This window comes from Billgrantia montanilacus (genome assembly GCF_003336675.1).
Taxonomy (GTDB): domain Bacteria; phylum Pseudomonadota; class Gammaproteobacteria; order Pseudomonadales; family Halomonadaceae; genus Halomonas; species Halomonas montanilacus.
Window position 1 is genome coordinate 1 of the sequence record NZ_QPII01000024.1, and the last position, 15,848, is coordinate 15,848.

Below are 15,848 nucleotides of genomic sequence, written 5' to 3' on the forward strand. Positions count from 1 at the left end.
AGCGGCAGCATCACCGTGACCGCCGAGCTGCTGTCCGCGCTGCCACACAATGTAGACACTGACGACCTGACCATCAGCGGCCTCAGCGTCGTGGCCAGCGACCAGGACGGCGACAGCACCGAGGCTGGTATCACCGTCGAGGTCGCGGACGACCTGCCTAACGTAGAGGGAACCGAGCCCTCCGGCCATGAGGTCACTATTACCAACCTCGGCAGTGCCATCGGTGTTGGCTACAACAATAGTTTTGGCTATTACATCAAGGATGAGAACGGCAATCCTACCGCGGGCAAGGTCATTTGGTCGAATGTCAAGGATGATGTGGGCGTCACCTATACCCTGGAAGGCTACGCGCCTGGTGAGGTGGGTTACTTCATTATTCCTAATGGGGCGAACCTGAACTCGGGGCTGGAGAATGAGACAGACATCACATTCGTCCAAGTCAATGGTGTTTGGGTAGCGGTAACTGAGGATGGGGAGGTGTTGGTCGGACAAGACACCAATGCACCTGTACTATTCAGCGATTCGTCGCTGCACCCCGATGGCGCCTCTCATGTCGAGAACAACGCCGAAGAAGGTGATCTCAACTGGGAAGATATCTACGGCACCGGTAGTGACCGCGACTACAATGACGTCAACATCAACGTCGAATGGACTCCTGCCAACCTTACCGTTGACGAGTCGAATCTTGACGTTACGGCAGCGTTTGATTTCTCTGGCTACTTCAGCGCCGAGTATGGTGCCGATGGCTTGGATGTGCGGGACTACAGCTTGAGTGTGGCCGAAGATGGTATCGACTCTGGCCTGATTGATACGCTGACCGGTCAGGCTGTTCTCGTCAAGGAAGTTGATGGCGAGATTGTTGGCTATGTTGTTATCAACAGTGAAGAAGTTCCTGTCTTCACTCTTAATGTCGATGCCGAAACAGGCATTGTAACCTTGGATCAGATCAGAGCGCTGGCACATCCGCTGGAAAATGTGGTGGGAGCGAGCGACCCTGTCAATATCCTAGCCGGTGTTGTTTTCCTGACCAAGTCTGTCAAAGACGGAGATGGTGATGAGGCAAGCGCTGTGATCGATATTGGCGAGGTTATCTATTTCCTCGACGACGGTCCAAGCGCTTTCACGCCGGACAACGCTAGCCTTGTTGAAGGCTTCACCGGCAATATCAACTTTGCAGATGTGGCCGGTAGCGATGGGGTCGGAAATGTTACTTTCCTCGTGACAGAAGGTTCGCCAGTTCTCGACAAAGGGGGCAATCAGCTGTTCTTGAATGGTGAGCCTCTCTTCTACAGCTATGAAGTGGGTAACGAATCGGTTTTGCTAGCGAAGACTGACGAGGATGATCTCGGCTTCAAGATCACACTGAATCCGGCTGCTGATACTTACACTATTAGCGATGTAGGTGAGATCTATACGATTCAGGAGCTCAGTTTTGACCTTGTGGGCTTCAACGGTGGAAATTCCTCTCTTTACGATCTCTCCAGCAGTGCCGAAGGTGCCAGCCAGGGGGTGTTGATTTCTACGACCTCCGGGGAAACGCTGAATACAAGCTCTAGTCCCAATAGAGGTCTGGGCGTAAGCAGCAGTCAGGGTATTAGTGATGGCGAAGTGGCACGCTTCAATTTTGTCGATGACCTGACGCTTTCCGGCAGTGATGCAAGCTGGGCGAGGAACATCTCGGCGACGCAGTTCGAGCAGAAGATCAGCTACGCTAACCAAGGGGGCTCTAGCAAGGTTAATTTTACCATCCAGGCTTTCAAGGACGTCACTACGCTGTTTGATGGTGGCGAGGGTGACCTGATCGATACTGGCAACCTGGTTGTCCTGACAGCTGACGATATCACCATCTATGATGGGAATAACAATGTCGTCGTGCATGGCACCAATGGCTTGACAGTGTCGGCCTCTGCCGATGGCACGATTACTGTTAAAGGTATGGGAGATGGATGGCGGTTTGAGGTGAACTCCAGTGAAGCCTTCCAGGCCATTGAGGTGGAAGGTGCTAGTGAGACCAAGCCATTCACTCTGAATGACTTCAGTTATGGTGCTATCGATCATGCCGTGGGCAATGGGCTGGAGCTTGAGCTGGAAGGTGTCGACGGTGATGGTGATAGCGCCAACGGCACCATCGATGTAGAAACTCCAGAGCCCTCGCTGCTGCTGGTAGGTAACAACCTCGATAACGATCTGACAGGTGAAGGTGGGGCCGATATCTTGATCGGTGACCTAGGGGGAAAGCAGACTGTTATCGAGCCCGGTCAGTCTTACAATATCTCACTGATCCTGGATGCTTCTCTAAGTATGAATGATCCGTCCGGAACGCCTGGCCTCTCTCGCTTCCAACTGGCCAAGCAGGCCTTGAAAGCCTTGGCCGACCAGCTCGCTGACCATGACGGCACTGTCAATATCCAGCTTGTGGCATTCTCTAATAACGCTTGGGAAGTTGCGACTGTTGAAGGGCTTAATTCTGCTAATGTTGATGTCTTCAAGTCTGATATCGATAGTGTTTCTCAGCAAACTTGGACGAATTACGAGGATGCTTTCCTCGAGTCGAAAGATTGGTTCGATGGTATAGGTTCTTCTGGCTTTGAGAATGTTACTTATTTCCTGACGGATGGTGTGCCGACAGCCTACAACCATGGCTCGGGCTATCGCACGACAGGAGGGTACGGTACTAACCAGACTGCCATGCAAAAAGCCATGAATGCATTTGAGGAGCTGGCTGATATCAGCACCGTCAATGCCATTGGCATAGGGGCGGACATCAATGAAGACTATCTGAGGTTCTTCGACAACTCCGATGTGGTAGGCACCGCTTCACAATTTGTATTTGGTGGCTCGGTCACAGGCCCGGTCGGTCAGGTCGATATCGTCAACACCGCGGAGGATCTCGATGCTGCTCTGCAAGGAGGCTCTCAGCGCGACGAATTGGCTGCATTGGGTGATGATATCCTTACAGGTGGAGATGGCGATGACATCCTTTTCGGGGATACGGTTTCTAGTGATCATCTCTCCTGGGTCAATGGCGATACAGGTGAGGCGTTCAATGCCGGTGAGCATGATGGGTTAGGTTTTAACGGTTTGATCGAGTTCCTGCGTTGGGATAGTGACATTGGCAATAACGGTGCGACTCCCAGTGAAAATCAGATCATGGGCTATATCCGTGAGAACTGGTCTCAGCTGATCGACACGACTCGTGAGGATGGCGGCAATAACACCCTGGATGGTGGTGCTGGGGACGACATCCTGATCGGCGGTGCCGGGGACGACATCCTGATCGGCGGTGCCGGGGACGACATCCTGATCGGCGGTGCCGGGGACGACATCCTGATCGGCGGCCTTGGAGCAGACACCTTCGTCTGGAATCTTGGCGACGAGGGTGAAGAAGGTGAGGCCGCAATCGATACGGTCAAGGACTTCTCGTTGGAAGAAGGCGACAGTCTGGATCTGAGTGATTTGCTCAGCGATGGTAACGGCCCCGAGCATCTGCGCTTCGAAGCCGAAGAGGGTGGTAGTACTACGCTCTACATCAGCACTGAAGGTAATTTCGGTAGCAACGAAGACAGTTTCAATAGCGATCTTGCCGATCAGGTTATCGTGCTGGAGAACTTCAACGGAGACCTGGATGCGCTGAAGGCGAACCTGAATATCGATTGACCGGCTCGTAGAGCGAAGCGCCTGGCTTTGCCGGGCGCTATCGTCTTCTAACCCATCGCCCTGCCTGGAGACACCAGGCAGGGCGTTTGTTACTCTACGTTAGGATCATTCAAAGGTAGAGCCATGTTCATCAAACGCGACGAGTCAGGTCAGATCGTTCAGGTCAGCCGCGAGGCGACTGCCGAGTGCAAGGAATTCGTGCCACCGTGCTCACCGGAGGTGCAGGCATTCGTGTCCGATGAAGAGGGTGGCGAGAACCTGGCTCTCTCGAAGTCGGACCTGGCTTTCGTGCGGGTGCTGGAGGACGTGATCAACGTACTGATGGACAAGAGCGTGATCAGCTTCACCGACCTGCCCGAACCCGCACAGCAGAAGCTGATGGAGCGCCAGTCGCTGCGCAAGCGGTTGAATAGCGTCGGCTTGATGTCTGAGAGCGATGACGACAGCGGCGTGATCTAACGCTTTTGCTTTACCTGATTACGCATAAGACTCCGCAGGCGCCTGGTGGAGGCCGCCGCGATGCCGGTGATCGTTGGCGTTGGCAATACCGCCGGGAGTCCTTCGGCCTCCAGTCGTGAGCTGAAGCTTCCTCCGACATAAGTAAAAGCAGCTGTTGGAGCACTGCTCCGCATCGCGACTGGCGCCGATAGGCGCCTCGGCGGAGGCTGAAAGGTTGGTTGTTGTCGCGAATACCGGTAACACCGCCGGGAGGCTTGCGCCTCCAGTCGTGAGCTGAAGCTTCCTCCGACATAAGTAAAAGCAGCTGTTGGAGCACTGCTCCGCATCGCGACTGGCGCCGATAGGCGCCTCGGCGGAGGCTGAAAGGTTGGTTGTTGTCGCGAATACCGGCAACACCGCCGGGAGGCTTGCGCCTCCAGTCGTGAGCTGAAGCTTCCTCCTACAGCGGCGTGGCAACATCAGTTTACTTTAAGAACAGCCGGCACAAGTGCCGGCTGTCGGTCCTTCAGGCTGTCCGTTTCCGGGTGCCTTGCTATTCCCCTCAATCCTGGTCTTGGCGAATGCCCGGTCCGGTTACGCCATCCATGCCCAGCTCGAATAGCACGGTGGCGGCGGTGCGGGATTCCACCCCTTCGGCGATCGCCATGATGCCAAGCGAATGGGCGAGGGTGCACATGCCGCGCAGCAGGCTCTGCTGCTGGCTCTCATTCTCGATGCCCTGGCTCAGTGACGCATCGATCTTCATGAAGGTCAGTCCCAGGTCCTGGAGCCCTTCGATCTTGCCGAACTGGGTGCTGACGTGTTCCAGGCCCATCTTGCAGCCCAGGGGCAGCAGTTCGTTGCACAGGTTCTGCAGAGCCTTCGGCTGCTGGAAGGCGATCGACTGAGGCAACTCGAACCAGAGCCGAGATGCGCAGGCGGGCCGGGCGCGAACCCGGGAGACCACTTCACTGACGAAGCGACCGTCTCGCAAGGAGTTGGCCGAGAGGTTGATCCCGACGGGCTTGCCGCTGGTTTCGGTGTCCTTCAGGGCGGCGGTCACCACGGCGAGGTCCAGCTCGGCTGCCATGGCCAGACGTGACACCCATGGCAGGAAGATGCCGGCAGGCTGCCACTCTCCCTTCAGGCGCAGCCGGGAGGGAATCTCATGATGGATCAAGTGCCCCTTGGGGTCGAGCACGGGGTAGTGGGCCAGGAAGACGCCCTGTTCCAGCGCATCGTTCAATGCCCGGCGCCACTCTTCATGGCTGGTGTAAAGCACGCTGCTGGCGGGAACGCTCAGGATGATCTGCCCATTCTGCGCCTGGTTTTCGGCAGCCGCCAGCGCGCCATCGAGGCTTGCCAGCAGCTCGGCACGGCCCTCGCCCTGGGTGTATTCACACAGTGCCGATGGCAGCGAAAGCGAGATATCCTGTTCGTCAGACAGGGCTTCAAGGCGTGTCTTCAGTTCATTGCCGATGGCTTGCAGGTCGTGGTATCGCGGCACGATCAGCGCGAAATCGCTGCCGTTCAGGCGCCCCACCTGGCCGTCGCCGAAAAATTGGCCAAGCTGCTTCAGGCTGTAGGCCACCTTCACCAGGAGTGCGTCGGTCGCTCCATGGCCGATCTGCTGATTGACTTCTCCCAGACGAGCCACCCGCACGATGGCCAGCGTGCCGCTGGCATCGTCGCTGTCGCTCTGGAGGTGAGCCTGCAACTGGTCGAGGAAGGCGGTTCGGGCGGGTATCGCAGTGACCGAATCGTTCTGCATCCGCCGCCGCAGCTGGTCGAGCTTGTCGCTCTCTGCGCCCAGCATCTGTCGCACCGCGCCGGATAGCCGGTTCATGGCCTGAACCACTTCGCGCAGTTCCAGGGTTTTGGGCTCCCTGGCCGTGGTGAAGCGTCGCTCTCCGATGGCTTGAGCCTGCGAGACGACGTCGCGTAGCGGCAGGCGAATGGTGCGCACGATCCAGCTCGCCAGCAGCAGGCTGATGACGCCGGCTATGGCAAACCAGCCGGCCAGCTCCAGGCTGCTTCGCCACAGCGAGCGATAGGCGAAGCTGTGCTGGCTCTCCAGCTCGAGAGTGCCAAACTGCTGCCAGCCATCCTGGACGACGGCCTGGCCGGCTGGAATATCGAAACGGACCAGCTCGACGAACCAGCCGGGTACGTCATCGATATGCCCGTTGCCAACACGCTGTTCGATGACTCCGCCTTCCGGGTCACGAAGCTCGATGCGCCGGTAGTGGCCGGTATCGAACTGGGCGGCCAGCAGTAGCTCCAGGATCACGGGGTCCTTTTCCATCTGGCTCATGGATAGCGCGAGGGCGTTGGCGTTGTCGGTATTCTTGATGCGAACTTCCTGCTCGATGTAGTGGCGGCTGCTCGTCACGCCGATGAGCAGGCTGCCGACGAACGCCAGCAGCAGCAGTACCACGATGGTCAGCCAGAGCTGCTTGATCAGTGACATCTTGGTTCTTCCTCTGCCTGGGGCTGGTACCCCTGTTTTTCATGTCGACCGCTTTCGTGAATCATCAGATAAACCCCTGTTGCTGCATGCGCTCGATCACGCTGCGCCAGCGCGACAGTCGTGCCACAGGATCGGCCCGCGATTGAGTGGAGCCGCCGGCCCAAAGCCCTTCGCTGTTGAAACTGAAGACAGGGTCCAGGTCGGTGCGCTGGGTTGCGGGTGTGATGGAGGGGACCAGGTTGTCCAGCACCAAAGGCACGGCGCTGGGGCGCTCGTAATAGCCGAGCACCATGTGCGCCTGAACGATCTGGCTGCGCCCGATGCGGGCGCGGACATAGATCATGCGAAGTCGCTCGCCGGGTACACCCAATTCCTTCAGGCTGACGTATTTGGCGATGGAGTAGTCCTCGCAGTCGCCCTGGCCTTGGCCCATGGTTTCCAGCGGAGTGGCCCAGTGGTCCTCTCGGCCCCAGTTGTCGATGTCGTCCACCCAGCGAACCCGGCGATTGAAGAAGTCGTTGACCTCACGCATCTGGTTGTCGAGAGGGGCTCCATTCAATCTATCCAGCAGCGCAAACCAATCTTCCAGGATGCGCAGCCCCTGTTGGCCATAGAGACGTTGCATGCTCTCACGTAGCCTGGCCCGGTTGAGTCGTGCCTCTGCCGGGCCAGGCTTGAGACCCAGCCCGACAGCCAGAAACAGCGAACCCAGGCCGGCAATGAAGCGGCGGCGACTGGGGCTGAAGCGGTGTCTAGGAGGACGAGGGGGCATCTGGGTGCGCCGAAAGTGTTTAGTAATGTAAATCAGCGTTTCGTTGAGTATAGAGGAGTGAGAGGTGCAGGACGACCCGTGTGAGGGTTGTCATGCTGAGGTATGAGGAAATGGGCGGTGAACAGGGAGGCCAGGGCGGAGAGGCAGGGCAGGGAGTAAGTTATGGACGACGCTTGAGGATCAACCCTTGCCGGGACCCTGCCACACCCTGAGCCGCCCGATCCAGGCCAGCTTCCGGGAGGCAACGCGAAGTTCATGGGCGGCGTCATCCAGGCTCTGCTCGGGGGGCAGGTGTCGGACATAGATCGAGACATCGACCTGGTTGTCGAGATAGTGCAGGTCGAGGGCGATGCGGGTTTGCCAGGCTGGGCAGCGGGACCAGACTTCATCGAGAACACCCTCCACGTCGCGGCGCAATGGCAGGCCGGGGCGCAGGCTATGCTCGGTCTCGCCCGCATCGTCCTCGGGGTCGATGTGAAAGGTGACATCGGCAAGATTGGAGAAGTTGTCCCGCAGCCTCCGGCTGACAGCGTTGCCGATCTCGTGGGCCTCCGAGACGGTCAGCCGCGGCGCGACGACGATATGCAGGTCGAGAATGACCTGGCTGCCCAGCGAGCGGGTTCTCAGGTCGTGCACGCCATGGACGCCGGGCACTGCTTCGGCCACCGACTGCATCGCGTCGCGCTCCTCCTCCGGAAGCGCGGTGTCGATTAGTTCCTGACTCGATTCCCACAGCAGTCGGCCGCCCACTTGGCCGACCATCACGCCGACCACGATGGCGGCCGCGGCATCCACCCAGCCGGCACCGAATTGCGCGGCGATCAGGCCGATCAATACCACTACGGTGGAGAGGGCGTCCGAGCGGGAGTGCCAGGCGTTGGCCTCCAGCAGGCGCGAATTCACTCGCTTGGCGATGCGCAGCGTATAGCGGAAGATCCACTCCTTGGCGAGCAGCGCGAAGAGAGCGACGCCGATGGCCCAGATTCCGGGCGCAGATATCGGCTCGCCGACCAGCAGGCGGCTGAGACTGGCCCAGGCGATGCCGCCGGCAACGAAAATCAGCACACTGCCTAGCACGAGGGTGGCGAGAGTCTCGATGCGGCCGTGGCCGTAGGGGTGGTTGCTGTCTGGCTCCTGGCGTCCGTAGTGGGTCGCCGCCATGACGAAGCCGTCGGTCACCAGGTCGGAGAACGAGTGGATGCCATCTGCTATCAGGGCGGCCGAGCCGACCAGCAGGCCGGTGATCAGCTTGAGCACGCCGACGGTAAGGTCGACCACGGCGCCGACCAGCGTGACCCGATGAGCCTCGCGCGTCTGTGCACCGCGATCGGACGGCAGATGAACGTGTCCGCTCACGCCGTTCCCATGTCACTGCCGTTGAGCTGCCCCGCCTTGTTGCGAACGGGGTTGGCGTACTGGGCCAGCCACCAGGACCGCAGCTCGGCCGGCACGTCGTTCAGGCGGGCCTGGAAGCGTGCCCGGTCGACGTCGCTGACTTCGCTCATGTCCAGCAGCTCCGGAGCATCACCCAGCGCCTCGAGGGCGAGGTAGTGGCTTGGAAAGAGCTGATAGCCGGCTACCACCTGGCGGTCGATCTCGGCGGCAACGGCTTCCGGTGTATCGAAGCTGGCTTCCAGTGGTTCGCCGAAGCGCAGCTGTACTCGCCCCTTGTGGCCTGTAATCCCGGCCACGATGGACTGGATGTCTTCGAACTCGCTCTTGGCATAGCCGCCCTGGCTATGAATCGCCTGTAGCTCCCGGGCCTTCTGTACGTCGCAGGGGTCGTACTCGTAGCTGATCGATACCGGCACCACGCGCAGTTCGGCGATCGCTTCACCGATGGGCGCCTGGCGATCTTCCTGGCGTCGGGCCATGGTCAGCATCTTGATGATGGCGGGATCCGTGCGGTCGATGCCATCCTTGGCCCGACCCTCGCGCTGGGCCATCCAGATCGAGTGATTGTCTTCGATGATGGAGTGGCGGATATAGGCGGAAAGCGATTGGAATGCGGCCAGCATGGCACGTTTTCCGCGCAGCGCACGGCGAACGATGAAGCTCTTGTTGAGCCGCATCAGGTCGGTGACATAGGGCTTCTTCAGCAGATTGTCGCCGATGGCGATTCGCACCGTGTCACGTCCGCCACGATGCAGGCCGTAGTTGACGAAGGCCGGGTCGAGCGAGATGTCGCGATGATTGCCGATGAACAGATAGGCCGTATCCGGCGCCAGATGCTCCAGCCCCTCGACTCGAAATTCGTCGGTGGAGGTGCGTATCATCCGCTCCATATAATAGGCCACGCGCATCTGGAAATCGTGGACGGTGGCCACGCCGCGGGTCTCCCGGCGAATGGCGTAGGAGGCAATCGCCCGAGCCAGTGCGGGCAGCATCCGGTTGAGTCTCGGTAGCCGGTAGCGCGTCAAGGCGTCGAGCAGCTCACGGTTGCTGGCCAGCCTGGCCAGTACTGCTGCGACTTCACTATCCTCATAGGGTCGTATGTCGGCCCAGGGATCCTGCTCTGCGGCTGGCGTATCGGTCTGCGGTTCTGTCATCGGCGTATTCTGGTTGACGGGATCGGTCATGCGCTGTCCTGCAGCGACGCAGTGGAGGCTTCGCCATCCAGCCAGCCGATCAATTGCTCGATCTCTTCGGCGAGGGTCTGGGTCATCAGCATGAAGTCCGCCTCCAGTCTCACGATGGCATCGCCATCGTCTTCGGTTTCGTTGGCCTCGTCGATCAGTGCATCACTGAAGCGCAGGGATTTCAGGGCCAGGTCATCATGTAACACGAAGCTTAGCCGGCCTTCGATCTCAAGGGCCAGCCGGCTCGCCTGGCGGCCTGCCGACAGCAGCTGCTGGATCTCGTCGCTGTCCAGGTCGACCTGACGAGCACGCAGTACACCATCATCGCCTTTGGCCTTGAGCTCGACCTGGTCACCGAGCTGCAGGCTGGCGGGGCGTTCGTCCGGCTCGGCCAGCCACTGGGTCATGGCACGCATCGGTAGGGTCTGGGTGGCTAGAGGAGTTACCTTGAGGCTGCCCAGGGTTTCTCGCAGCAGGTCCAACACTTCCTCGGCACGCTTGCGCGAGCTGCTGTTGACAGCGATCAGGTTGCGCCGCGTATCCCACCACAGGTCGACCTTCTGGCTGCGGATGAAGGCGCGGGGCAGCAGCTCTTCATAGACCTGCTCCTTGAGTTCCTGCTTTTCCTGTCGGCGCAGTTTACGGCCCTCGCGGGCCTCGATGTCGGCGCCGCGCTCCTCGACCTCTTCGCGCACCACCCCCGCCGGCAGCAGGCGTTCCTGACGCAGGACCGTCATCAGCCGCTGCCCCTGCAGTTCGTGCAGCAGCGCCGTGCCGGCACGACCCGCAGGCGGGCACCACCCCAGCCGGCGAGCCTCGCTGCTGCCGGGCAGGCGCGCCGCCTGTTCGGCCAGTGCCGTCTCCAGGTCGGCTGCCGGGATCGTCGCTGACTCATGCAGGCGGTAAAGGTGCAAGTGCTTGAACCACATGGCGCATTACCTGATCAAAAAGGACGCATATTATGGCCAAGGGGAGGCGGGGGTTCCAGTGTTGAAGGTAACGGCGGGCAAGACAAATTCAAACTCTTGTTTGAATTGAGGCGGTGGCGGGGCCTAGAATCGATGCTCGCTTCCACTTCTGTATCGCACTCCCTCATATACCGGACCACCCTCAGGAGAAGCACCGATGGATTCTCGACTTTCCCGCGTCACCCTGCGCGTTCGCGGCTATCACCTGGATGGCTATGGCCACGTCAACAACGCCCGTTACCTGGAGTTCCTCGAGGAGGGTCGCTGGGGCTACTTCGATGATCGGCCCGATGTCGCTCGGCCGTTCGCCAGCGGCAACCCCGCCCTGGTGGCCGTCAACCTCAATATCAACTACCGCCTGGCGGCCGTGGCGGGCGACGACCTGGAGGTGCGCACGCGCCTTGCGGAGCTAGGCAGTCGAAGCGCGCGCATGCATCAGGAGATTCGCCGGCTGCGCGATGACAAGCTGGTGGTCGACGCCAGTCTCACCTTCGTGCTGCTCGATGTGAAGGCGAACCGGCCCCTTGCCATCGAGGGTGAGCTGCATGATCTTCTGGCGCCCCTGGTCCTCGAGGATTGAGCGTGACAGGGCGCACGTGACGGCACGTGATCCGAAACAACCACCCGGTTGATGAAGAATCCGGCTGATCCGTGACAGCCCCCCGCTGCCTTTGCGCTGTCCGCGATGGTATGATGCAAGGCTGTAATGGCGCCTCCTTAGTGGAGAAACGCTGCACGAATCGGCGAGCGAGATGAAGCGCAAGGCGCCCGGAGCGCAGGAACCGGAGCATATGGGGTATATGTGAGGATTCCGAGCACCGCGTAACGCAGCGATTCGCTCGTGCAGACATTCGTGGAGTGTTTCTTGGTGCCAAACCGCTGCAGCGCAAAGGATTCGACGACCCATGGGTGACATCGCCAGAGAAATTCTGCCAGTCAACATCGAGGACGAACTCAAGCAGTCGTACCTCGACTACGCGATGAGCGTGATTATTGGCCGTGCGCTTCCCGACGTGCGCGATGGCCTCAAGCCAGTGCACCGGCGCGTGCTGTTCGCCATGCACGAGCTCAGCAACGACTGGAACAAACCCTACAAGAAATCTGCCCGCGTGGTCGGTGATGTCATCGGTAAGTACCACCCCCACGGTGACAGTGCGGTCTATGACACCATCGTACGTATGGCCCAGCACTTCTCCATGCGCCACGTGCTGGTCGATGGCCAGGGCAACTTCGGTTCCATCGATGGCGACAACGCCGCTGCCATGCGTTACACCGAGGTGCGCATGGCCCGGCTCGCCCATGAGCTGCTGGCCGACCTCGAGAAGGATACCGTCGACTGGGTCGACAACTACGACGGTACCGAGCGCATTCCCGATGTGCTGCCCACCAAGGTGCCCAACCTGCTGATCAACGGCTCGTCGGGCATCGCCGTGGGCATGGCGACCAACATCCCGCCACATAACATGGTGGAGATCATCAGCGGCTGCCTGGCGCTGATCGACGATTACACGCTCTCCGTCGACGACCTCATGGAGTACATCCCGGGACCCGACTTCCCCACCGGGGCCATCATCAACGGCAAGGCCGGCATCCTCGAGGCCTACCGCACCGGGCGAGGGCGCATCTATGTGCGTGCCTGTCACACCATCGAGCACGACGACAAGAGCGGTCGCGACCACATCATCGTCACCGAGCTGCCGTATCAGGTGAACAAGGCGCGGCTGATCGAGAAGATCGCCGAGCTGGTGAAAGAGAAGAAGATCGAGGGCATCGCCGAGCTGCGCGACGAATCCGACAAGGATGGCCTGCGGGTGGTGATCGAGGTCAAACGCGGTGAATCGGGCGAAGTGGTGGTCAACAACCTCTTCGCCCAGACCCAACTGCAGAATGTCTTCGGCATCAATATGGTCGCCATCGAGGATGGCCAGCCCAAGATCCTCAATCTCAAGGAGATCCTCGAGGCCTTCATTCGCCATCGCCGCGAAGTGGTCACCCGCCGTACCCTGTTCGAGTTGAAGAAGGCCCGCGAGCGCGGTCATCTGCTCGAAGGCCTGGCCGTAGCCATCTCCAACATCGACGAGGTGATCGAGCTGATCAAGGCCTCGCCGAGCGCCGCCGAGGCCAAGGAGAAGCTGTTGGAGAAGGTCTGGCAGCCGGGGCAGGTCACCGCCATGCTGGAGCGGGCCGGTGCCACCTCGTGCAAGCCAGAGGAGCTGGAAGAGGGCTTCGGCCTCAGCCAGACGGGCAGCGAATATCGTCTTTCGCCGGCCCAGGCCCAGGCGATACTCGAATTGCGCCTGCACCGCCTCACCGGGCTCGAGACCGAGAAGCTGCTCGATGAATACCTCGGTATCCTCGAGCGGATTGCCGAGCTGACCGCCATTCTCGCTTCCAGCGAGCGCCTGCTCGAAGTGATCCGCGAGGAACTGGCTGCCGTGCGCGACCAGTTCGGCGACCCGCGGCGTACCGAGATCCAGGCCAGCCATCTCGACCTTTCCATCGAGGACCTGATCGCCGAGGAGGACATGGTGGTCACGGTGTCGCGTACCGGCTACGCCAAGACCCAGCCGCTTTCCGACTACCAGGCCCAGCGCCGCGGTGGCCGCGGCAAGTCGGCGACTTCCATGAAGGATGAGGATGTCATCGAGCACCTGCTGGTGGCCTCGACCCACGATACCGTGCTGCTGTTCTCCAACAAGGGCAAGGTGTACTGGCTCAAGGTCTACGAGATGCCCAACGCCAGTCGTGGCTCTCGCGGCAAGCCGCTGGTCAACATGCTGCCGCTGGACGAAGGCGAAGCCATCAATGCCATCCTGCCGGTGCGCGACTACCGGGCTGACAGCTACATCTTCTTTGCCACCGCCAAGGGTACCGTCAAGCGCACCAGCCTCAACCAGTTCTCCCGGCCGCGCAGTGTGGGCCTGATCGCCATCGACCTGGAAGAGGGCGACCGCCTGGTTGGCGCAGCCATCACCAGCGGCTCCGACCACGCCATGCTGCTGTCGTCCAACGGCAAGGCGATTCGCTTCGAGGAAGGCAACGTGCGCGCCATGGGGCGTACCGCCCGCGGCGTGCGCGGCATGCGCCTGCTAGGCGGTGCCGAAGTGATCAGCCTGATCATTCCCCAGAGCCAGCAGATCGACGCCGAGGCGGATATCGAGAGCGAAGCCGAGGAGGGCGCCGAGCTCGAAGCCCTCAACGGCAACGGTGGCCAGATCTACATCCTCACCGCCAGCGAGAACGGCTACGGCAAGCGTACCCGCCTTGAAGAGTTCCCGCTGCGCGGTCGTGGCGGCCAGGGCGTGATCGCCATGCAGACCAGCGAGCGCAACGGTTCGCTGGTCGCCGCCATGCAGGTCTACTCGGCCGACGAGATGATGCTGATCACCGACAAGGGCACCTTGGTGCGTACCCGGGTCGATGAGGTATCGATCACCTCGCGCAATACCCAGGGCGTGATGCTGATCCGTCTCGGCGAGAACGAGAAGCTGGTCAAGACCGTACGCATCGACGAGCCCGAGGAGGTCGAGAGCGAAGCCATCGAGGGTGAATACGAAGAGACAGCACCGTCCGATGGACCGGATTCGTCGGAGCAGGGTGCGGATGAGAGTGACACCACGGACGAGACCAAAAACGACGAGTAAAGGCCTGCCGCGCCATACCGAGCGATGAGCGCCGGGGAGCAGTCGAAGCGAGGGTCTTTTGTCATGGATGGCAAAAGTAGCGCCCTGGGAAGGGTTCACAGCGCCCTCGCGCAGGCTGGTCGCCGGGTTAGCTCATCGTCAGCTAGGGCGCTCATCTCGCCTCGACACGATATGAGCAGAACGGAACCACGACGCTGATGACACGCCACTATAATTTCTGTGCCGGCCCGGCTGCGCTGCCTGCCCCGGTGCTGGAGCGGGCTCGCGAGGAGCTGCTGGACTATCAGGGACGCGGGCTCTCGGTGATGGAGATGAGTCACCGTTCTCCCGAGTTCGTCGCCATCGCCGAGCAGGCCGAGGCCGACCTGCGCGAGTTGCTCGCGATACCCGACAACTACCGCGTGCTGTTCCTGCAGGGGGGCGCCAGCCTGCAGTTCTCCATGGTGCCGATGAACCTGCTGGGGCAGGGTGGCAGCGCCAACTTCCTCTATACCGGAATCTGGGGCAAGAAGGCCCTGGCCGAGGCGAAGCACCTGGGCTTTCCGGTCCAGCTGTCGGGCTCCAGCGAAGACAGTGGCCATACCCGGGTGCCTGCCCAGGTCGACATCGCGCTATCCAGTGATGCCGCCTACCTGCACTACACCGCCAACGAGACCATCGGTGGCCTGGAATTCGACTATATCCCGGGTACCGCACAGGGCGGGTTGCGCCGCGCCGACGGTGTCGAGGTGCCGCTGGTCTGCGATCTTTCCTCGAGCATACTCTCCGGCCCCCTGGACGTATCGCGCTTCGGCGTGATCTACGCCGGTGCCCAGAAGAACATCGGGCCGGCCGGCCTCACCCTGGTCATCGTGCGCGACGACCTGCTCGAGCGCCGCTGCGAGCGGATTCCGAGCCTGTTTGACTACCGCGCCATGGCCGAGGCGGGCTCCATGGTCAATACGCCGCCCACCTTCGCCTGGTACCTGGCGGGCCTGGTGTTCCAGTGGCTGAAGCACGATATCGGTGGACTTGCGGCCATGGACGCCGTCAATGCGCGCAAGGCTGCCAGGCTCTATGCCACCATCGACGGCAGCGAGCTCTATTCCAACCCGATCGCCTTGCCGAACCGCTCGCGAATGAACGTCCCGTTCGTTCTGGCCGATGCGCGCCTCGACAAGCCGTTCCTCGACGAGGCCGAGCAGGCCGGCTTGCTCAACCTCAAGGGGCATCGTAGCGTCGGGGGCATGCGGGCCAGTCTTTACAATGCCGTGCCGGAAGCGGCGGTCGACGCCCTGATCGATTTCATGGCCGACTTCGAGAAGCGAAGGGGATGACACG

Annotated in this window: 10 protein-coding genes; 5 read left to right on the forward strand and 5 right to left on the reverse strand. The window is 60.8% G+C overall.

Features of this window, described 5'->3' with window-relative positions; translation table 11 throughout:
- The first annotated feature begins 15 nt into the window (after positions 1-15).
- Both DU505_RS20465 and DU505_RS20470 read left to right on the forward strand, forming a co-directional pair.
- Positions 16-3,657, forward strand: coding sequence for a DUF5801 repeats-in-toxin domain-containing protein (locus DU505_RS20465; RefSeq protein ID WP_220250952.1), 3,642 nt, complete (start codon positions 16-18; stop codon positions 3,655-3,657).
- Positions 3,658-3,780: 123 nt separating this feature from the next.
- Complete coding sequence (locus tag DU505_RS20470) at positions 3,781-4,116, forward strand: tryptophan synthase subunit beta like protein (RefSeq protein ID WP_114480820.1); 336 nt, start codon at positions 3,781-3,783, stop codon at positions 4,114-4,116.
- A gap of 541 nt (positions 4,117-4,657) precedes the next feature.
- Here the strand turns inward: DU505_RS20470 and DU505_RS20475 are convergent.
- The 5 genes from DU505_RS20475 to DU505_RS20495 form a co-directional block, all read right to left on the reverse strand.
- A complete protein-coding gene (locus tag DU505_RS20475; protein ID WP_114480821.1) occupies positions 4,658-6,565 on the reverse strand; it encodes a bifunctional diguanylate cyclase/phosphodiesterase in 1,908 nt (635 codons plus the stop codon).
- Positions 6,566-6,629: 64 nt separating this feature from the next.
- Positions 6,630-7,337, reverse strand: coding sequence for a transglutaminase-like cysteine peptidase (locus tag DU505_RS20480; RefSeq protein ID WP_114480822.1), 708 nt, complete (start codon positions 7,335-7,337; stop codon positions 6,630-6,632).
- 180 nt (positions 7,338-7,517) lie between these two features.
- The gene (locus DU505_RS20485) at positions 7,518-8,693 is read right to left on the reverse strand and encodes a cation diffusion facilitator family transporter (RefSeq protein WP_114480823.1); all 1,176 of its coding nucleotides are present in this window, start codon (positions 8,691-8,693) and stop codon (positions 7,518-7,520) included.
- Positions 8,690-9,886, reverse strand: a complete 1,197-nt coding sequence (locus DU505_RS20490) for a 1-acyl-sn-glycerol-3-phosphate acyltransferase (RefSeq protein WP_114480861.1) — start codon at positions 9,884-9,886, stop codon at positions 8,690-8,692. The genes DU505_RS20485 and DU505_RS20490 overlap by 4 nt, the downstream gene beginning before the upstream one ends.
- 26 nt (positions 9,887-9,912) lie before the next feature.
- Positions 9,913-10,845 (reverse strand): recombination-associated protein RdgC, encoded by a 933-nt coding sequence (locus DU505_RS20495; RefSeq protein WP_114480824.1) that lies wholly within the window; start codon positions 10,843-10,845, stop codon positions 9,913-9,915.
- A 196-nt stretch (positions 10,846-11,041) separates the two neighbouring features.
- Here DU505_RS20495 and DU505_RS20500 point away from each other — a divergent pair, with 196 nt between their 5' ends.
- The 3 genes from DU505_RS20500 (at position 11,042) to serC (ending at position 15,844) form a co-directional block, all read left to right on the forward strand.
- A complete protein-coding gene (locus DU505_RS20500; protein WP_114480825.1) occupies positions 11,042-11,464 on the forward strand; it encodes an acyl-CoA thioesterase in 423 nt (140 codons plus the stop codon).
- A gap of 325 nt (positions 11,465-11,789) precedes the next feature.
- Positions 11,790-14,528: a DNA gyrase subunit A gene (gene gyrA, locus DU505_RS20505; protein WP_114480826.1), complete on the forward strand. Its 2,739-nt coding sequence runs from the start codon at positions 11,790-11,792 to the stop codon at positions 14,526-14,528.
- A 197-nt stretch (positions 14,529-14,725) separates the two neighbouring features.
- The gene (serC, locus tag DU505_RS20510; RefSeq protein ID WP_114480827.1) at positions 14,726-15,844 is read left to right on the forward strand and encodes a 3-phosphoserine/phosphohydroxythreonine transaminase; all 1,119 of its coding nucleotides are present in this window, start codon (positions 14,726-14,728) and stop codon (positions 15,842-15,844) included.
- Positions 15,845-15,848 lie beyond the last annotated feature (4 nt).